Source organism: Streptacidiphilus neutrinimicus, assembly GCF_000787815.1.
Lineage (GTDB): Bacteria > Actinomycetota > Actinomycetes > Streptomycetales > Streptomycetaceae > Streptacidiphilus > Streptacidiphilus neutrinimicus.
Genome location: NZ_BBPO01000107.1, coordinates 1 through 18,247 on the forward strand (window position 1 = coordinate 1; position 18,247 = coordinate 18,247).

Below are 18,247 nucleotides of genomic sequence, written 5' to 3' on the forward strand. Positions count from 1 at the left end.
CCTCCAGCCACTCGGCCTCGGTGCCGGGCGCCGCCGGGAGCAGCGTCCCGCCCATCTTGGTCAGGCCCCGCGAGGCCCAGGCCGCGACGGAGAAGACCTTCACCCCGCGGGTCCGCGCGCCCTTGCGCAGCCGCAGGAACACGATCGGCGACTCGTCCTCGGGCTCGAAGCCCGCGAGCAGCACCGTCTTCGCGCTCTCCAGCGCCGCGTAGTCCAGCGCACCGCCCTCGGACCGGGAGCCGCCGACGCCCGCGCCGTCCAGGTCCACGCCGTGCCCGGCGACGGCGGCGGCCAGGAACTCGGCCTCCTCCGTGCTGTGCACCCGGGCCCGGAAGTCGATGTCGTTGGTGCCGAGCGCGACGCGGGCGAACTTGCTGTACGCGTAGGCGTCCTCGACCGTCGCCCGGCCGCCGACCAGCACGCCCGCGCGCGCGCCCGCGAGCCCCTCGGCGGCCCTGGCCAGCGCCTCCGGCCAGGAGGCGGGCACCAGTTCACCGGTGGCGGCGTCGCGCACCAGCGGCGTCCTGAGCCGGTCGGGCAGCTGCGCGTAGCGGAACGCGAAGCGGCCCTTGTCGCAGCTCCACTCCTCGTTCACCGCCGGGTCGTCACCGGCCTGGCGCCGCAGCACCTTGCCGCGCCGGTGGTCGGTCCGGGTCGCGCAGCCGCTCGCGCAGTGCTCGCAGACGCTCGCCGAGGAGGTGAGGTCGAACGGCCTGGACCGGAACCGGTAGGCCGCCGAGGTCAGCGCGCCCACCGGGCAGATCTGGATGGTGTTGCCGGAGAAGTACGACCGGAAGTCGTCCCCCGCGCCCGTGCCCACCTGCTGGAGCGCCCCACGCTCCACCAGGTCGATGAACGGGTCTCCGGCGATCTGCTCGCTGAAGCGGGTGCAGCGCGCGCACAGCACGCAGCGCTCGCGGTCCAGCAGCACCTGGGTGCTGATCGGCATCGGCTTCTCGTAGGTGCGCTTCACGCCCTCGAAGCGGCTGTCGGCCTGCCCGTGCGAGAGCGCCTGGTTCTGCAGCGGGCACTCGCCGCCCTTGTCGCAGACCGGGCAGTCCAGCGGGTGGTTGATCAGCAGCAGCTCCATCACGCCGCGCTGCGCCTTCTCCGCAACGGGAGAGGTGAGCTGCGACTTCACCACCATGCCGTCGGCGCACTCGATGGTGCAGGAGGCCACCGGCTTGCGCTGGCCCTCCACCTCCACGATGCACTGCCGGCAGGCGCCGGCCGGGGCCAGCAGCGGGTGGTCGCAGAAGCGCGGGATCTCCACGCCGATCATCTCGGCGGCGCGGATGACGAGGGTGCCCTTGGGCACCTTCACCTCGACGCCGTCGACGGTGACGGTCAGCAGATCAGCGTCCGCCGACTTCTTTTCCGGGACCGTCGCGGTCACGCCAGTACTCCGTTCTCGCTCGGGTCGAAGTCGCCGTTACGCCCGTCCGGGCCTCGGTCACCCGGCGGATCGTCCTCGGTGCTGCGAGCCTTGCCCGCCGGGTTCCGCCGTCCCCGCGTCCCGGCCCAGACCGTGGACGCGGCCGGGTCGAACGGGCACCCGCGCTCGCGCAGGTGCTGCTCGTACTCGTCGCGGAAGTACTGCAGCGAGGAGAAGATGGGGCTCGCCGCGCCGTCGCCCAGGGCGCAGAAGGACTTGCCGTTGATGTTGTCGGCGATGTCGTTCAGCTTCTCCAGGTCGCCCGGCACGCCCTCGCCCGCCTCGATCCGGCGCAGCAGCTGGACCAGCCAGTAGGTGCCCTCGCGGCAGGGGGTGCACTTGCCGCAGGACTCGTGGGCGTAGAACTGCGTCCACCGGGTCACGGCCCGCACCACGCAGGTGGTTTCGTCGAAGACCTGCAGCGCCTTGGTGCCGAGCATCGAGCCGGCCGCTCCGACGCCCTCGTAGTCGAGCGCCACGTCCAGGTGCTTGTCGGTGAACATCGGCGTCGATGAGCCGCCCGGCGTCCAGAACTTGAGCGTGTGGCCCTCGCGCACGCCGCCGCTGATGTCCAGCAGCTGCCGCAGCGTGACGCCGAGCGGCGCCTCGTACTGGCCGGGGTTGGTGACGTGACCGGAGAGCGAGTAGAGCGTGAAGCCGGGCGACTTCTCGCTGCCCAGGGTGCGGAACCAGTCCTTGCCCTTGTGCAGGATCGCCGGTACGGACGCGATCGACTCGACGTTGTTCACCACCGTCGGGCAGGCGTACAGACCGGCGACGGCCGGGAACGGCGGCCGCAGGCGCGGCTGGCCGCGGCGTCCCTCCAGCGAGTCGAGCAGCGCCGTCTCCTCGCCGCAGATGTAGGCGCCCGCTCCCGCGTGGACGGTGATGTCCAGGTCGAAGCCGCTGCCCAGCACGTCCCGGCCCAGGTACCCGGCCTCGTACGCCTCGGCCACGGCCGCGTGCAGGCGGCGCAGCACCGGCACGGTCTCGCCGCGCAGGTAGATGAAGGCGTGGCTGCAGCGGATCGCCCAACTCGCGATGATCATGCCCTCGATGAGGGAGTGCGGGTTGGCGAAGAGCAGCGGGATGTCCTTGCAGGTGCCCGGCTCGGACTCGTCCGCGTTGACGACGAGGTAGTGCGGCTTGCCGTCGCCCTGCGGGATGAACTGCCACTTCATGCCCGTCGGGAAGCCCGCGCCGCCGCGGCCGCGCAGGCCAGCGTCCTTGACCAGGGCGATGACGTCGTCCGGGTTCATCCGCAGCGCCTCGTGCAGGCCCTTGTAGCCGTCGTGGGCCCGGTAGGTGGCCAGCGTCCAGGGCTTTTCCTCGCCCCAGGTCGCGGACAGGACGGGGGAGAGCAGCTTCTCCGGGTGCGTCGCGGTCATGCCTCGTCCCCTTCCGCGCCGTTGCTGTCGCTGCCGTCCTGGTCGGCGGTCTCCTGCTGGCGCGGGGAGACGACCTTGGGCCCGCTGGCGCCCGGCAGGCTCTCGCCGTGGGCGAGCCGCAGGCCCGCCATGGACGGCGCGCCGCCCGCGCCGGACTCGTCCACCGCTCCGGGCCGCTCGTCGGGGAAGCCGGCCAGGATCCGCGCGGTGTCCTTGAAGCCGCACAGCCGCGCGCCGCGGGTGGGTCGCACCTCCGCGCCCGCCCGCAGGTCGTCGACCAGTCGCTTGGCGCTCTCGGGGTCCTGGTTGTCGAAGAACTCCCAGTTGACCATCACCACGGGCGCGTAGTCACAGGCCGCGTTGCACTCGATGTGCTCCAGCGAGATCGACCCGTCCTCGGTCGTCTCGTTGTTGCCGATCCCGAGGTGGCGCTGCAGCTCGTCGAAGATCTCGTCACCGCCGAGCACCGCGCACAGCGTGTTGGTGCAGACCCCCACGTGGTACTCGCCCGCCGGGCGGCGGCGGTACATGGTGTAGAAGGTCGCGACGGCGGTGACCTCGGCCGTGGTCAGCTCCAACCGCTCGGCGCAGTAGCGGATGCCGGTCCGGGAGACGAACCCCTCCTCGGACTGCACCAGGTGCAGCAGCGGCAGCAGCGCGGAGCGCGACTGCGGATAGCGGGCGACGATCTCCGCCGCGTCCGCGTCCAGCCGCTCGCGCACCTCGGCCGGGTAGGGCTCCGCCGGAAGCTCCGGCAGGCCCAGGCTGACTGCATGCTCGGTCGCACTCACCGGTCCACGCCTCCCATCACCGGGTCGATGCCGGCCACCGCGACGATGACGTCCGCGACCTGCCCGCCCTCGCACATCGCGGCCATCGTCTGCAGGTTGGTGAAGCTCGGGTCGCGGAAGTGCACCCGGTACGGCCGGGTGCCGCCGTCGGAGACGACGTGCACGCCGAGCTCGCCCTTCGGGGACTCGACCGCCGCGTAGGCCTGGCCCGGCGGAACCCGGAAGCCCTCCGTCACCAGCTTGAAGTGGTGGATCAGGGCCTCCATGGACTCGCCCATGATCTTGCGGATGTGGTCCAGCGAGTTGCCCAGACCGTCCGCGCCGAGGGCCAGCTGGGCCGGCCAGGCGATCTTCTTGTCGGCGACCATCACCGGGCCGCCGCCGCCCTTGAGCTGCTCCAGGCACTGCTCGACGATCCGCAGCGACTGCTCCATCTCGCGCAGGCGGATCAGGAACCGCCCGTAGGAGTCGCAGGTGTCGGCGGTCAGCACCTCGAAGTCGTAACTCTCGTAGCCGCAGTAGGGCTGCGTCTTGCGCAGGTCGTGCGGCAGGCCGGTGGCCCGCAGGATCGGGCCGGTCGCGCCGAGCGCCATGCAGCCGGCCAGGTCGAGGTAGCCGACGTCCACCAGCCGGGCCTTGAAGACCGGGTTGTCGGTGGCGAGCTTGTCGTACTCGTGCATCCGGGAGCGCAGCAGCTTGACGCCCTCGCGGATCTGGTCCAGCGCGCCGGGGGGAAGGTCCTGCGCCAGCCCGCCGGGGCGGACGTAGGCGTGGTTCATGCGCAGGCCGGTGACCAGCTCGAAGATGTCGAGGATGACCTCGCGGTCACGGAAGCCGTAGATCATCAGCGTGGTGGAGCCGATCTCCATGCCGCCGGTCGCCAGGGCGACCAGGTGCGAGGAGATCCGGTTCAGCTCCATCATCATCACGCGGATGACGCTCGCCCTCGCCGGCACGTCGTCGGTGATCCCCAGCAGCTTCTCCACCGCCAGGCAGTAGGCGGTCTCGTTGAACAGCGGGGTCAGGTAGTCCATGCGCGTCACGAAGGTCGTGCCCTGGACCCAGTTGCGGAACTCCAGGTTCTTCTCGATGCCGGTGTGGAGGTAGCCGATGCCGCAGCGGGCCTCCTTCACCGTCTCGCCGTCGATCTCCAGGATCAGCCGGAGCACGCCGTGGGTGGACGGGTGCTGCGGCCCCATGTTGACGACGATCCGCTCGTCGTCGGCCTTCGCCGCGGCGGTGACGATCTCGTCCCAGTCGCCGCCGGTGACGGTGTAGACGCGGCCCTCGGTGGTCTCCCGCTCGGGAGCGGTTCCCGGGGCCCCCGGGGTCGAGTGCTGAGTGCTCATCAGGAGTACGACCTCCGCTGGTCGGGAGCCGGGATCTGCGCGCCCTTGTACTCGACGGGGATGCCGCCGAGCGGATAGTCCTTGCGCTGCGGGAAGCCCAGCCAGTCGTCCGGCATCATGATCCGCGTGAGCGCCGGGTGGCCGTCGAAGACGATGCCGAAGAAGTCGTACGTCTCGCGCTCGTGCCAGTCGTTGGTCGGGTAGACCGCGACGGTGGACGGGATGTGCGGGTCGTCGTCCGGCGCGGAGCACTCGATCCGGATCAACCGGTTGTGGGTGATCGACCGCAGGTGGTAGACCGCGTGCAGCTCGCGTCCTGCGTCGCCCGGGTAGTGCACGCCGCTGACGCCGGTGCACAGCTCGAAGCGGAGCGCCGGGTCGTCCCGCAGCGTCCGCATCGCCTGGACCAGATGGTCGCGGTGCACGTGGAAGGTGATCTCGTCGCGGTCGACGACCGTCTTCTCGATCGCCGCTTCGGGGGTGAGGCCCTGCTCCTCGAGCGCGCCCTCGAACTCGTCGGCGACCTCGTCGAACCACGCACCGCCGTAGGGCCGGCTGCTGGCCGGCGGCAGCGCGATCGGCGTGACCAGCCGCCCGTAGCCGGAGGTGTCGCCGGAGCCGCCGTTGGTGCCGTTGCCCGCACCGAACATGCCGTGCCGGACGCCGATGACCTCCAGCTCGGTCCGCCCCTCGCGCGGCACCGGGACGCCCGTGCCCTCCGCGCCTTCCGCATTCTGCTCCGTCATCGCAGCAGCCCCTTCATCTCGATGGTCGGGACCGCCTTGAGCGCCTCCTGCTCCGCCTCCTCCTGGGCGCGGCGCTTGTTGACGCCGAGCTTCTCGTGGCGGATCTGGTCATGGAGCTTGAGGATCGCGTCCATCAGCATCTCCGGCCGCGGCGGACAGCCGGGCAGGTAGATGTCGACCGGAATGATGTGGTCGACGCCCTGGACGACCGCGTAGTTGTTGAACATCCCGCCAGAGGAGGCGCAGACGCCCATGGAGATGACCCACTTCGGGTTGGCCATCTGGTCGTAGACCTGCCGCACGACCGGGGCCATCTTCTGGCTGACCCGCCCCGCGACGATCATCAGATCCGCCTGCCGCGGCGAGCCGCGGAACACCTCCATGCCGAAGCGCGCCAGGTCGTAACGGCCCGCGCCGGTCGTCATCATCTCGATGGCGCAGCAGGCGAGCCCGAAGGTCGCCGGGAAGAGCGAGCTCTTGCGCACCCATCCCGCGGCCTGCTCGACCGTGGTGAGCAGGAAGCCGCTGGGCAGCTTTTCCTCGATACCCATTTCCGCCCTCTCCCGTCAGTCCCACTCAAGGCCGCCACGACGCCAGACATAGGCGTAGGCGACGAACACGGTGGCGATGAAGAGCACCATCTCGACCAGGCCGAAGATCCCCAGGGCGTCGAAGGTGACGGCCCACGGGTAGAGGAAGACGATCTCGATGTCGAAGACGATGAAGAGCATCGCCGTCAGGTAGTACTTGATCGGGAACCGTCCGCCCCCGGCCGCCTGTGGGGTGGGCTCGATCCCGCACTCGTAGGCGTCGAGCTTGGCCCGGTTGTAGCGCTTCGGGCCGGTCAGCGCGGCCATCACCACGGAGCCGACCGCGAACGCAGCCGCGATCGCGCCAAGTACCAGAATCGGCGCATAAGCGTTCATGCCGAACGACCTCTCCAGGCGTACGTCCAAGCCTGCGGCTGTGATCCCCACATGTGAGGCAGTTCACAAGCTCCCAAGACGGCTGCATCCTATGCCTCTTCGCTTGTGATCTGCGACACGCGGTCACGGACCAAGATTGTGATCTACGCCACCTGACGGATGATCATGAAGCAATGAGAGTGCAAAATCGGACACACTGCGTGTGCTTTCATTCACAAGCAGTGCCAGTGACCCGCATCAGCGCAGCTCGGGAGGGGTAGCACCTATCATCTACCAGGCATCCATAGCAAGTTTTGATCCTGGGCCGGACACGTGTTAGTGAACCTCTCCGCCGGAGGGTGACGCCCGGCGACGCGCCTTGACCGAGGCGCGCTCCGAGCCGGCCGAGCCACCCCAGCCGCTCGCGGCGCCGTCAGTACGCTGCGCTAGTCTCCGCGTGCTTGTTCCCTGAACGATTCCCACGAGGGAGCTTCATGCGCCTGAGACGGACCTCCCTGCTGACGGCCGCCACACTGGTCGCCGCAGCAGCCGGAGCCGCCCCCGCCTTCGCAGCCGACCCGGCACCGGTTCCGCTGCAGATACCCCACTACGCCCACATGCTGGTCGACGCCGCGCACCAGCACCTGTTCGTCAGCGAGGGCACCGGAGACAGCGGCATCCTGGTCACCGACTTCAACGGCCAGACCGTCGCGACCATCGGCAACGAGCCGGGCGCGGAGGGCATGACGCTCTCCCCCGACGGCTCCACCGTCTACGTCGCCCTCACCAACGGTGACGCCGTCTCCGCGATCAGCACCACGACGCTGGCCTGAAACCAGTCGCTACACCCTGGGGGCCGGCAGCGCCCCCCTCAGCGTCGCTTACGCGAGCGGCAAGGTCTGGGTCGGCTACGGCGCGTCGGCCAAGGGCCAGATCGCTTCCATCGACCCGAGCACCTCCCCGGCGACCGTCTCGCTGGCCCTCGCCGCGAGCGGGGAGTGGTACGCCGCGCCGCTGCTCGCCACTTCCCCGGCCGCCCCCGGCGCGCTGATCGCGACGGACTCGGCCTCCTCACCGCCCTACCTGGAGCGCTACGACGTCTCGTCCGGCACGCCGGTCAAGGCGGTCCGGACCTGGCTGCAGAACGCCGCCATACCCGACTCCCTGCAGATCACGCCCGACGGCCAGGACCTGGTGATGGCCAGCGGCTACCCGTACTACCACCAGGTCTACAAGCTCGCCGACCTGTCGGCCGACGGGACCTACCCCAGCACCGCCTATCCGAACTCCGTGGCGATCGCCCCGGACGGGACCGTGGCCGCGGGCAGCAACGCCGCCTACGCCGACGACGTCTACGTCTACGCGCCGCACGGGACCACCCCGCTGCGCACCTACGACTTCGGCTACAGCACGCCGACCCTCGCGGCCGACGGGCTCGCCTGGGCACCCGACGAGAGCCGCCTGTTCGCCGTCGCCGTGGACGGCTCAGGGAACGCGACGCTCCACGTGCTGCTCGCCCCCGAGGCGACCGCCACCACCCTCACCGTCACCGGCCCCGCCACCGGAAGCCGCACCCAGCAGCTCACGCTGACGGGCAAGCTCGGCTCCGCCGCGGCGATCCCGGCCGGAACGCACGTCCAGGTCTCCCGCACCGACGCCGCGCACCCGGGCGGCACTCCGCTCGCGGACGCGGTGGTCGGCGCGGACGGCTCCTACACCGTCACGGACAGCCCGCAGGTCGGCGGCGCGAACACCTACACGGTCTCCTTCCCGGGCAGCGCGAAGCTGCTCCCCGCCACCGCCACGGCGACCGTCCAGGTCTCCCGGGCCGCCACGGCGGTGTCCGTCACCACCAGCGGCAGCGGCGTCCTCAACTACGGCGCCACGACCATCGTCACCGCGCACCTCGGCGCCACGTACAACGGGCGCACGGTGACCATCTCCGAGAAGGCCGGCAACCAGGCGTCCGCCGTGCTGAAGACCGGCACCGTGGACGCGAACGGCAACCTGGTCGCGTCCGCGAAGCTCGCGTACAACACCACGTTCACGGTCTCCTTCGCCGGTGACTACCGCTACGCGCCCGCCTCGGCGAGCAAGCGGGTCTACACCCACGCCTCGGTGGCCGAGACCCAGTCCGGCTACTACGCCTCCGGCACCACCGCAGGCGTCCCGGTGAAGTACTTCCACCACACCGCCCACCCCACGCTGACCGCCAGGGTCACGCCGAACAAGGCGGGCGAGTGCGGGCGCTTCCAGCTGCAGGAGTACTACTCCGGCGCCTGGCACGTCCTCGCGACCAGCGGCTGCTACGCGCTCTCCGCGTCCAGCAGCGTGGCCGGCGTGGTCGACCTCGGCTCCAACAGCACCAACCACCTGTTCCGCTACGCCGCCGAGTACGTGAACGGCAGTGACACCACCAACGTCGCCACCTGGGGCGCCTGGCAGTACTTCTACGTGAAGTCCTGACCCGGCCGGGCGTCCGGCGCGGTCACCGCTACGGCACCCCGAGGTTGAAGATCGCGTAACCGCCGTACCAGCCCGAGAGCGCGCCCAGGATCAGCAGCAGCACCACCGCCTGGGCGCGACTCAGCCGTTCAAGGGCCAGGGCCGGCGGGATGGCCAGCGGGAAGACCGGCATCACGAAGCGGCTGATGGTGCCGAACATCTGCTGGCTGAGCAGGATCAGCGCCAGGGTGCCGAGGGTGTAGACGACCAGCACCGCCGGCGGCCGCAGGCGCAGCAGGAGCAGCACCAGCACCGGCAGGCACATCAGCACCGCCAGCCCCACCAGGTCCTCGGTGGGATAGGGGAAAAGGTAGTCGTACCGCCCCAGCAGCAGCCCCTGGACCGACTTGAAGGCGTTCTGGCCCCAGTCGAACGAGTGCGCCCAGGCCTGCTGCTGCAGGGTGAAGTAGCCGTTGAAGTCGTGCAGTTCCAGGCCGACCCAGGTCATGTACCCGAGCAGGCCGAGCGGCGCCGAGGCCACCGCGAAGAGCGGGCCCGCGAACCCGCCGGAGCGCGCCCGGTACAGCGCGACCAGCGCCGCGACCACCACGCCCGCGATCAACGTCGCCGCCGACGGCCGGGTCAGGCCGGTCAGCAGGGTCAACACGCCCGCCAGGTACCAGCGGCGCCGCACCACCGCGTAGCAGGCCCACACCGCGAGCGCGGTGAACAGCGCCTCCGAGTAGACCGACCACTGCACCGACGAGGCCGGGAACACCGCCCACAGCCCAGCCGCCAGCACGCCCGCCCGCCGGCTGCGGGTGACCGCCTCCGTCAGCGCGTAGACGCCCGCCGCGGCCACGAACGCGCTCACGATCGAGACGAGCATGCCCGCCCCGTACAGGCCGAGCCCCGTCACCTCGCTCACCAGCCGGATCGCGCCCGGGTACAGCGGGAAGAAGGCGACGGAGTTCTGCTCCATCGTGAACGGCCCGAGCGGGGCCATCGGCGTCAGCGCCGGATGGTAGCCGTGCGCGGCGACGTCCTGGTACCACCAGCCGTCCCACGAGCCCAGCACGTCCCACGGCTTGGCGCCGCCGCCGTAGCGCGGGGTGTTGGTCCGGTAGGTGCCCGAGTAGGCAAGCAGCCGCAGGAAGACCGCGAGGCCCACCAGCTTCACCACGCCGTACAACCCGAGCGCCGGGCCGAACCGCAGCCATGCCGCGCGCAACCTGGTCACCGCCGCGTTCCGGCGGCCGCGCGGCGGCGCCTCCGGAAGCTCCTCCGTGACGGTGACGTCGTCGACACTCATGCTGATCGGGTCACGCCTTCGGGGCGACCTTGGCCAGACCGTTGATGATCCGGTCCATGGCGTCGCCGCCCTGCGGGTCGGTCAGGTTGGCCAGCAGCTTCAGCACGAACTTCATCAGCACCGGGTGCGTCAGCCCGTGCTGCGCCGCCATCCGCATCACCAGCGGGTTGCCGATCGCCTTCACGAAGGCGCGCCCCAGGGAGTAGTAGCCGCCGTAGACGTCCTTCAGGATCCGCGGGTACGCCTCCAACGCGCGCTCGCGCGCCTCGTCCGTGGTCCGGGCCAGCGCCTGGACGATGACGCCCGCCGCGATCTGCCCCGACTCCATCGCGTACGCGATGCCCTCGCCGTTGAACGGGTTGACCATCCCGCCCGCGTCGCCGACCAGCAGGAAACCGCGGCTGTAGTGCGGCTGCCGGTTGAACGCCATCGGCAGCGCCGCGCCGCGGATCGGCTCGGTCATGTTCTCCGGCGTGTAGCCCCACTCCTCGGGCATGCCGGCGCACCAGACCTTGAGCAGCTCGCGGTAGTCGATGTCCTTGAACGCCTTGGTGGTGTTGAGCAGACCCAGGCCGACGTTGCTGGTGCCGTCGCCCATGCCGAAGATCCAGCCGTAGCCGGGCAGCAGCTTGTCCTGCCCGTCCCGGCGGTCCCACAGCTCCAGCCAGGACTCCAGGTAGTCGTCCTGCGAGCGCGGGGAGGTGAAGTAGGTGCGGTACGCCACGCCCATCGGCCGGTCCTCGCGCCGGTGCAGGCCGAGCGCGAGCGAGAGCCGCGTCGAGTTGCCGTCGGCGGCGACGACGAGCGGAGCGCGGAAGGTGACCTCGCGCTTCTCTCCTTCGTCCTCCAGTCTGGCGGTCACGCCGATCACGCGTCCGGTGCGCTCGTCCAGCAGCGGGCCGGTGACGTTGCAGCCCTCGTGCAGCTTGGCGCCGGCCTTCTGGGCCTGGCGGGCCAGCAGCTCGTCGAAGTCCGCGCGCTTGCGCACCAGGCCGTAGTCCGGGAACGACGCCAGCTCGGGCCAGTCCAGCTCCAGCCGGACGCCGCCGCCGATGATCCGCAGGCCCTTGTTGTGCAGCCAGCCGTTCTCCTCGGACACGTCGACGCCCATGTCGACCAGCTGCTTGACCGCGCGCGGGGTCAGACCGTCGCCGCAGACCTTCTCGCGCGGGAAGCGGGACTTCTCCAGCAGCAGCACCTCCAGGCCCGACCGGGCCAGGTGGTACGCCGCCGCCGAACCCGCAGGCCCCGCACCGACGACGATCACGTCCGCGTGGGCCTCGGTCGTCTCGCTCACAGACTCGTCTCCTCGCTTCGGTTGGGTGCACAAGGCTTCTGTGAGTCTAGACAGCGCCGCCGCGGACAGCGACGACCCCGGCTGCGGGCAGCGCCTACCATCTGCCCCATGCACATGGGAGTGATCGGCCACGAGGACCTGAGCGACGTCACGGAGATGCTCGTGCGCGGCGAACTGTGGCGCATCGTCACCGACTGCCCCAGCCACAACCTGGTCGGGGTCACCCCGCTGCGACCGGGGCCGGAGACCTGGTTCGCGCAGGCGGTGGTGGACCACGGCGGGGGACTGGAGATCCTCGGCGCCACCGCCCACGCGCTGCGCGCCGAGGCCCGCGCCGTGCACCGGCTCGGCCCCGGAGGCGCGCTCGTCCCCGCCCTCCTGGGCATGGTCGAGGAGCTGGTCGCGGTCTGGGACGGCGAGCCCGGCACGGAGGTCGCCGAGGCGGTCGCGGAGGCCGAGCGGCTCGGCCTCTACGTCCACCGCGTCTGGCCCGAGGGCTCGCAGCGGCGGTGAGCTGGGCTGCGAACCGGGGCTGCTGGGACTGCTAGGACTGCTTGGTCCCCCGGTGCAGCGCGACGACACCGCCGGTGAGGTTGCGCCAGGCCACGTTGCGCCAACCCGCCTGCTGCAGCCGCGCCGCGAGCGCCGGCTGATCCGGCCAGGCGCGGATGGAGTCGGCGAGGTAGACGTACGCGTCCGGGTTGGAGCTGACCGCGGTCGCCACCGGCGGCAGCGCCCGCATCAGGTACTCGGAGTAGACGGTCCGGAACGGCGCCCAGGTCGGGTGGGAGAACTCGCAGATGACCACGCGCCCGCCGGGCTTGGTGACGCGCAGCATCTCGCGCAGCGCCGCGTCGGTCTCCTGCACGTTGCGCAGGCCAAAGGAGATCGTCACCGCGTCGAAGACCCCGTCGGCGAAGGGGAGCCGGGTCGCGTCACCCGCCGTCAGCGGGAGCTCGGGGTGGCGGCGCTTGCCCTCGCGCAGCATGCCGAGGGAGAAGTCGCACGGGACGACCCGCGCGCCCGCCTCCGCGAACGGCAGCGAGGAGGTCGCGGTGCCGGCGGCCAGGTCCAGCACCCGCTGGCCCGGTCGCGCGTCCACGGCGCGCGCGACGGCACGACGCCACAGACGGGTTTGGCCCAGCGAGAGAACGTCGTTGGTGAGGTCGTACTTCGCCGCGACGTCGTCGAACATCGAGGCGACCTCGTGCGGCTGCTTGTCCAGGGTGGCTCGGGTCACGCGGCCATTCTCCTCTCAGGTCCCACGGTTGCTTGCGGCGGTGCTACTTGCGGCGGTGCACGAGCCGGCCCCCGAGGACCGTGGCGAGGCACGCGCCGTCGGGTGCGAAGACGGCGAAGTCCGCGCGGGAGTCCGCGTGCAGCGGCGCGGGCGATCCGACGGGGAGCCCCACCCGGGCGGCCGCCGGCCCCAGGCCGGGATCGTCGCTCAGGGACCTCGGCGCGACCGCCGTCACCCCGCGCGTCAGCAGCGCGTGCACCCGCTCACGCGGGCTCGGCGCCTGCGGCAGGACGCCCTCCCACCCCACGCCCGGGCGCAGTTCGCCCGGCCATTCGCGCACACGCGCGTCGGGGTAGTCGGCGCGCAGCGCGTCGACGTCCGCGACGGCGGCGATGCGGTCGCCCTCGACGGCGACCGCATCGTGGTTCGTGCCGGTGTGGATCGTCAGCATCGGTGCGCCAGTCGTTCAGGCTCAGTCGTTCAGGCTCAGTCGTTCAGCAGCTCAGTCGTTCAGCAGCTTCAGCTCGGGATGCGCGGTGCCGCCCTCGATCGCGGTGGACGCGATGTGCGAGAAGACGTGGTCGTCCACCGGGTCGTTCGCCGGGTCGTCGTGGACGACCAGGTGCTCGTAGGTGGTCGCGCGCTGCGCCGGGACGCGGCCGGCCGAGCGGATGAGCTGGATCAGCTCCATCCGGTTCGAGCGGTGCTTGGCGCCGGCCGAGGAGACGACGTTCTCCTCCAGCATCACCGAGCCGAGGTCGTCCGCGCCGTAGTGCAGCGACAGCTGGCCCATCTCCTTGCCGACGGTCAGCCAGGAACCCTGGATGTGCGCGACGTTGTCGAGGAAGAGCCGCGCCACCGCGATCAGCCGCAGGTACTCGAAGAGCGTCGCCTGGGTGCGACCCTTCAGGTGGTTGTTCTCCGGCTGGTACGTGTACGGGATGAACGCGCGGAAGCCGCCGGTTCGGTCCTGCACGTCACGGATCATCCGCAGGTGCTCGATCCGCTCGGCGTTCGTCTCGCCCGTGCCCATCAGCATGGTGGAAGTGGACTCGACACCCAGGTTGTGCGCGAGCTCCATGATCTCCAGCCAGCGCTCGCCGGACTCCTTGAGCGGCGCGATCACCTTGCGCGGCCGCTCGGGCAGCAACTCCGCGCCGGCGCCCGCGAAGGAGTCGAGACCGGCGGCGTGGATCCGCTTGATCGCCTCCTCGGCCGAGACGTTGGAGATGCGCGCCATGTGGTCCACCTCGGAGGCCCCGAGCGAGTGGATGACCAGCTGCGGGAAGTCCTTCTTGATGGCGGAGAAGGCGCGCTCGTAGTACTCGACGCCGTAGTCCGGGTGGTGTCCGCCCTGGAACATGATCTGGGTGCCGCCGAGCTCGACCGTCTCCGCGCAGCGGCGCAGGATCTCGTCGAGGTCGCGCGACCAGCCCTTCTCGGTGTCCTTGGGCGCGGCGTAGAAGGCGCAGAACTTGCACGCCGTCACACAGACGTTCGTGTAGTTGATGTTGCGCTCGATGATGTACGTCGCGATGTGCTCCGTACCCGCGTACCGGCGGCGACGGGCCGCGTCGGCCGCCCGGCCGAGCGCGTGCAGCGGCGCGTGCCGGTACAGCTCCAGCGCCTCCTCGGCGCTGATGCGCCCTCCGGCCGCGGCACGGTCGAGGACGGCCTGGATGTCGGTCGAGGATTCAGCCAGCGTGGTCACGTCGTCAGCCTACGCCAGGGGTCGCGACGGCCTGCGGCTGACCCGACCGCGCCTCCAGCAGCTGCACGTGCTCCGTCGACGCGCCGATCCGGACGGCGAACTCGCGCATGCCCTCCAGCTGCCGCTCACCGAACGAGAAGTCGAGCGCGTCGGTGTAGTACCGGCGCAGCGTCTCCGCGTCGAACGCCTCCCATCGGGCGGTCTGTTCACAAACCTTGTCGATCTCCTCCATGGAGAGGTCGCGCGAGGCGAGGAAGGAGCGGTGCACGGCGTGCACGGTCTCCGGCTCGCGGGCCAGGAAGTCACGACGCACCGCGAAGGGGGCGAAGACGAACGGAAGGCCCGTCCAGTCCTTCCACATCTCGCCCAGGTCGTACACGTTCAGACCGAGCCGCGGCGCCTCGTGCAGCGAGGCGCGCAGTGCGGTGTCGCCGATCAGCACGGCGGCGTCCGCCTCCTGCATCATCGCGCCGAGGTCGGGCGGGCAGGTGTAGTACACGGGCGTCACGCCGTAGCGCTCGGCCAGCAGCAGCTGGGCGAGGCGGACGGAGGTGCGGCTCGTGGAGCCGAGCGCCACCTTGCGCCCGTCCAGCTCCGCGAGCGGCAGCTCGGTGACGATCACGCACGACATGACGGGCCCGTCGCTGCCGACCGCGATGTCCGGCAGGAGGGTCAGTTGGTCGGCGTGGCGCAGGTACTCGACACAGGAGATCGGACCGATGTCGAGCCGGCCCGCGGTCAGGGCCTCGTTGAGGGTGTCCGGGTTGGCCTTGGTCAGGTCCAGGTCGACGAGACTGCCCGTCCGGCCCAGGCCCCAGTAGAGCGGCAGGCAGTTCAGGAACTGGATGTGTCCGACCCGCGGCCGCTGGTGCTGTGTGTGATGGGTGTCCACGTTGTCCACCTGATGAACAGTAGACCTGCGCATCGATCATCCCTGGCCGGGGGCGGGGGTGCGTGCTAGGGTTTTCCGCAGTTGCAGTTTGATTTCCCATGCAGTACTGGAGCCTGCGGAGCACATGTGACCGCGGGCTTCTGTGGTTTTCAGGGCTTTTGCAGAGAAGTAGAAGTAGCTGAAGGCACGGCACGGCGGGGTTATCAGCGCAGCGGACCGGACGCCACGGGGTGTGGTGTCCTTTACGTCCCTCGCAAGGAGAACGGTATGGCGACCGGAACCGTCAAGTGGTTCAACGCCGAGAAGGGCTTCGGGTTCATCGCCCAGGACGGCGGCGGCCCGGATGTCTTCGTCCACTACACGGCCATCAACTCGTCGGGCTTCCGCTCGCTCGAGGAGAACCAGGCTGTTGAGTTCGACGTCACCCAGGGCCCGAAGGGCCCGCAGGCCGAGAACGTGAGCCCGCTGTCCTAAGTCGCGCTGCGCCTTAGTATCACCAAGAAGACCCGCCCCGCACATCTGTGCGGGGCGGGTCTTCTGCCTTTGGCACCGACCGGTGCCTTGCGGGCCTTTGCATGGGCGGCGTTATACGTATAACTTCGAAGCATGGGCTATCTCTCCGTGCTGCGCGCTCCCGTCGTGCTCCGCCTCCTGAGCGGCACCCTCGTCGGCCGCCTGCCTGCGGGGATGACCGTCGTGGCCATCGCCCTCGCGCTTCACGGCGCCGGCGCGTCCTACGCCCAGATCGGCCTCACCAGCGCCGCCTACGCGGTCAGCGCCGCCGTCGGCGGCCCCTTCCTCGGCCGCACGGTGGACCGCCTCGGCCAGCCCCGCGTCCTGCTCGCCTCCGCGCTCGTCGCCGCGACCGGGTACGTGCTGCTGGCCCTCAGCCCCGGCTCCGTAGCCATCGCCGTCGCGGGGGCGGCCCTGGCGGGTGCGTTCATGCCGCCCCTGGAGCCCTGCCTGCGCGCCCTGTGGCCGGACATCGTCGACGAGGCCCAGCTGGAGACCGCCTACGCGCTCGACTCCGCCTCCCAGCAGATCCTCTACGTCGCCGGTCCGCTACTGGTCGCGGGCATCGCCGCGATCGGCTCCGCCCGCGCCGCCCTGTGGCTCGCCGCCGGGCTCGGCCTGGTCGGCACCCTGGTCGTCGCCACCTCCGGCCCGGCCAGGGCATGGCATCCGGCCCCGCGCCCCGCCGCGTCGGCCCCTGCGGCGAAGGCCCCCGCGGCGTCGGCCCCTGCGGCGTCGGCCCCCCTTGACGGGACGAGGAAGGCCGAGGGACGGCACCACTGGCTGGGCCCCCTGCGCTCCCCCGGCCTCGTGCTGCTCCTGCTGGCCTTCGCCGGGACGGGGTGGTCAGTCGGCGGCCAGAACATCCTCTTCGTCGCATACGCCCAGGAGCACCACGGCATCCCCGGCGGGGCGGGTCTGCTCCTCGCCCTGGCCGCCCTCTCCGGCCTCCTCGGCGCGCTGGCCTACGGCGCCGTCCGCTGGAAGGCCCCCACCGCCACCCGCACCTGGGCGATGGCCGCCGGCATGGCCGTCTGCTACCTCCCGCTGCTGGCCGTCCCCGGCCCGCTGGGCATGAGCGGCGCCGCCGCCCTCTCCGGCCTGGGCCTCGCCCCGCTGCTGGCCGCGGCCTTCGTGCTCATCGCGGAACTGGCCCCCGCCGGAACGACGACCGAGGCCTTCGCCTGGCTCGTCACGGTCTTCTCCACCGGCAACGCCCTCGGCTCCGCCGCCTCCGGCGCGGTCGTCGGCAACTCGCTGCGCACCGCGGCGCTGGTCGCCTGCGCGGGCATCGCCTGCGGCGCGGTCCTGCTGGTCGCCTGCCGTCGGAGGTTGCGCCCGGTGGCGGGCGATGCCGACGGCGGTGCGGGCGCGGACCGCGGCGCGGGTGCGGATGCGGGTGCGGATGCGGGTACGGGTACGGGTACGGGTACGGGTGCGGACGCGGATCTCGGTGCTGTTCCGGAGGTTCTGCCCAGCGCGGTGTGAGGCAGGAAGCCGACGCTCAGCTCGAGAGCGGCCACTCCCTGACGGTCTCGTAGTGCGCCGGGCCTGCTCCGAGGTGGCTGCGCATCAGGCGGAGCGCGCTCGCGGTCCACTCCGTGCCCTCGAACTCCGACAGCGCCCCGGCGAAGGGTCTGAGGTCCGCGCGCGCAGTGCCGCCGCGGGCGAGGGTGAGATGGCCCCGGAACGGGCGTTCGTCGACCGCGATGCCACTGTGCCGCGCCGCCGCGACCGTGCTCTCGGCGAGACGGCGCAGCGCGTGCGTGTCACCCCGGACGCCCGCCCACAGCACCCGGTCACCGAAGCGCCCGCCACCGGCGATCCGCAGCGTGTGCGCGGGATGCCGGTGCGCGACCCGCTCCAGGCGGGGTTCCAGCTTGGGGAGATCCGCCTCGTCCACCTGACCGAGAAAGGCGAGCGTCAGGTGCCAGCCCTGCGTCCCTGTCCAACGCAGCCCCGTCGCGCCCGGCCATTCACGAAGCGGCCGGACGGCGGCGTCCAGTTCCCGCAGCGCCGACTCCGGGGGAAGGACGGCCAGGAAGAGTCTCATGCGGAAAGTCTGCCTCGACCCGGTTCCGAAGCGGAATGTCCGCGGACTCGAACGCCCACTGCCCGGAAGCCTGTTGGGTCACAAACGGTCGCAGGACGAACACGAATTCGGCGGATGCCGTTCCGCCCCCTTCGCCTGCGCCCGGCGACGTCGTTGGGTCTTTTGGGCGT

General features: G+C 71.0%; 18 protein-coding genes and 1 pseudogene. 5 read left to right on the top strand and 14 right to left on the bottom strand.

Features of this window, described 5'->3' with window-relative positions; genetic code table 11:
• The 7 genes and pseudogenes from TR48_RS35335 to TR48_RS35365 form a co-directional block, all read right to left on the bottom strand.
• Positions 1-1,396, bottom strand: a 1,396-nt coding sequence (locus TR48_RS35335; protein WP_042374680.1) for an NADH-quinone oxidoreductase subunit G, incomplete at its 3' end; no start/stop codon positions are given.
• 122 nt (positions 1,397-1,518) lie between these two features.
• A pseudogene (gene nuoF, locus TR48_RS35340) lies at positions 1,519-2,823 on the bottom strand (NADH-quinone oxidoreductase subunit NuoF); the annotation flags it as partial.
• Positions 2,820-3,614, bottom strand: a complete 795-nt coding sequence (nuoE, locus tag TR48_RS35345; RefSeq protein ID WP_042374681.1) for an NADH-quinone oxidoreductase subunit NuoE — start codon at positions 3,612-3,614, stop codon at positions 2,820-2,822. The gene nuoE and the pseudogene nuoF, both read right to left, overlap by 4 nt.
• On the bottom strand, positions 3,611-4,963 hold the full coding sequence (locus tag TR48_RS35350; protein ID WP_042374682.1) for an NADH-quinone oxidoreductase subunit D: 1,353 nt from the start codon (positions 4,961-4,963) through the stop codon (positions 3,611-3,613). The genes nuoE and TR48_RS35350 overlap by 4 nt, the downstream gene beginning before the upstream one ends.
• Complete coding sequence (locus tag TR48_RS35355) at positions 4,963-5,709, bottom strand: NADH-quinone oxidoreductase subunit C (RefSeq protein WP_042374683.1); 747 nt, start codon at positions 5,707-5,709, stop codon at positions 4,963-4,965. The genes TR48_RS35350 and TR48_RS35355 overlap by 1 nt, the downstream gene beginning before the upstream one ends.
• A complete protein-coding gene (locus TR48_RS35360; protein ID WP_042374684.1) occupies positions 5,706-6,260 on the bottom strand; it encodes a NuoB/complex I 20 kDa subunit family protein in 555 nt (184 codons plus the stop codon). The genes TR48_RS35355 and TR48_RS35360 overlap by 4 nt, the downstream gene beginning before the upstream one ends.
• A gap of 15 nt (positions 6,261-6,275) precedes the next feature.
• On the bottom strand, positions 6,276-6,635 hold the full coding sequence (locus tag TR48_RS35365) for an NADH-quinone oxidoreductase subunit A (RefSeq protein WP_042374685.1): 360 nt from the start codon (positions 6,633-6,635) through the stop codon (positions 6,276-6,278).
• Positions 6,636-7,108: 473 nt separating this feature from the next.
• Between TR48_RS35365 and TR48_RS41260 the strand changes: the two genes are divergently transcribed.
• Both TR48_RS41260 and TR48_RS35370 read left to right on the top strand, forming a co-directional pair.
• On the top strand, positions 7,109-7,447 hold the full coding sequence (locus tag TR48_RS41260; protein WP_052443312.1) for a YncE family protein: 339 nt from the start codon (positions 7,109-7,111) through the stop codon (positions 7,445-7,447).
• Positions 7,407-9,080 carry a TolB-like translocation protein gene (locus TR48_RS35370; protein WP_052443313.1) on the top strand — a complete coding sequence of 558 codons (1,674 nt, stop codon included), beginning with the start codon at positions 7,407-7,409 and terminating at the stop codon, positions 9,078-9,080. The genes TR48_RS41260 and TR48_RS35370 overlap by 41 nt, the downstream gene beginning before the upstream one ends.
• A gap of 28 nt (positions 9,081-9,108) precedes the next feature.
• Here TR48_RS35370 and TR48_RS35375 read toward each other — a convergent pair whose 3' ends face one another.
• Positions 9,109-10,371 carry a putative hexosyltransferase gene (locus tag TR48_RS35375; RefSeq protein WP_236652468.1) on the bottom strand — a complete coding sequence of 421 codons (1,263 nt, stop codon included), beginning with the start codon at positions 10,369-10,371 and terminating at the stop codon, positions 9,109-9,111.
• Positions 10,372-10,381: 10 nt separating this feature from the next.
• Positions 10,382-11,668, bottom strand: coding sequence for a geranylgeranyl reductase family protein (locus TR48_RS35380; protein ID WP_236652469.1), 1,287 nt, complete (start codon positions 11,666-11,668; stop codon positions 10,382-10,384).
• Positions 11,669-11,776: 108 nt separating this feature from the next.
• Here TR48_RS35380 and TR48_RS35385 point away from each other — a divergent pair, with 108 nt between their 5' ends.
• Positions 11,777-12,181: a hypothetical protein gene (locus TR48_RS35385; RefSeq protein ID WP_042374686.1), complete on the top strand. Its 405-nt coding sequence runs from the start codon at positions 11,777-11,779 to the stop codon at positions 12,179-12,181.
• 31 nt (positions 12,182-12,212) lie between these two features.
• Here the strand turns inward: TR48_RS35385 and TR48_RS35390 are convergent, their stop codons facing one another.
• Genes TR48_RS35390 through TR48_RS35405 form a run of 4 tightly spaced genes read right to left on the bottom strand, consistent with a single transcriptional unit; the run spans position 12,213 to position 15,544 of the window.
• Positions 12,213-12,908 carry a demethylmenaquinone methyltransferase gene (locus TR48_RS35390; protein ID WP_042374687.1) on the bottom strand — a complete coding sequence of 232 codons (696 nt, stop codon included), beginning with the start codon at positions 12,906-12,908 and terminating at the stop codon, positions 12,213-12,215.
• Between the two features lie 43 nt (positions 12,909-12,951).
• Positions 12,952-13,359, bottom strand: coding sequence for an imidazolonepropionase-like domain-containing protein (locus TR48_RS35395; RefSeq protein ID WP_042374688.1), 408 nt, complete (start codon positions 13,357-13,359; stop codon positions 12,952-12,954).
• Between the two features lie 51 nt (positions 13,360-13,410).
• The gene (gene mqnC / locus TR48_RS35400) at positions 13,411-14,610 is read right to left on the bottom strand and encodes a cyclic dehypoxanthinyl futalosine synthase (protein WP_042374695.1); all 1,200 of its coding nucleotides are present in this window, start codon (positions 14,608-14,610) and stop codon (positions 13,411-13,413) included.
• 13 nt (positions 14,611-14,623) lie between these two features.
• Entirely contained in the window at positions 14,624-15,544 is a 921-nt protein-coding gene (locus tag TR48_RS35405; RefSeq protein WP_042374689.1) for a menaquinone biosynthetic enzyme MqnA/MqnD family protein, read from the bottom strand.
• Positions 15,545-15,778: 234 nt separating this feature from the next.
• Between TR48_RS35405 and TR48_RS35410 the strand changes: the two genes are divergently transcribed.
• Positions 15,779-15,985, top strand: a complete 207-nt coding sequence (locus TR48_RS35410) for a cold-shock protein (RefSeq protein WP_042374690.1) — start codon at positions 15,779-15,781, stop codon at positions 15,983-15,985.
• A 132-nt stretch (positions 15,986-16,117) separates the two neighbouring features.
• A complete protein-coding gene (locus TR48_RS35415; protein ID WP_063771128.1) occupies positions 16,118-17,512 on the top strand; it encodes an MFS transporter in 1,395 nt (464 codons plus the stop codon).
• A 16-nt stretch (positions 17,513-17,528) separates the two neighbouring features.
• Here TR48_RS35415 and thpR read toward each other — a convergent pair whose 3' ends face one another.
• Positions 17,529-18,077, bottom strand: a complete 549-nt coding sequence (gene thpR, locus TR48_RS35420; RefSeq protein WP_042374691.1) for an RNA 2',3'-cyclic phosphodiesterase — start codon at positions 18,075-18,077, stop codon at positions 17,529-17,531.
• Positions 18,078-18,247: the final 170 nt, after the last annotated feature.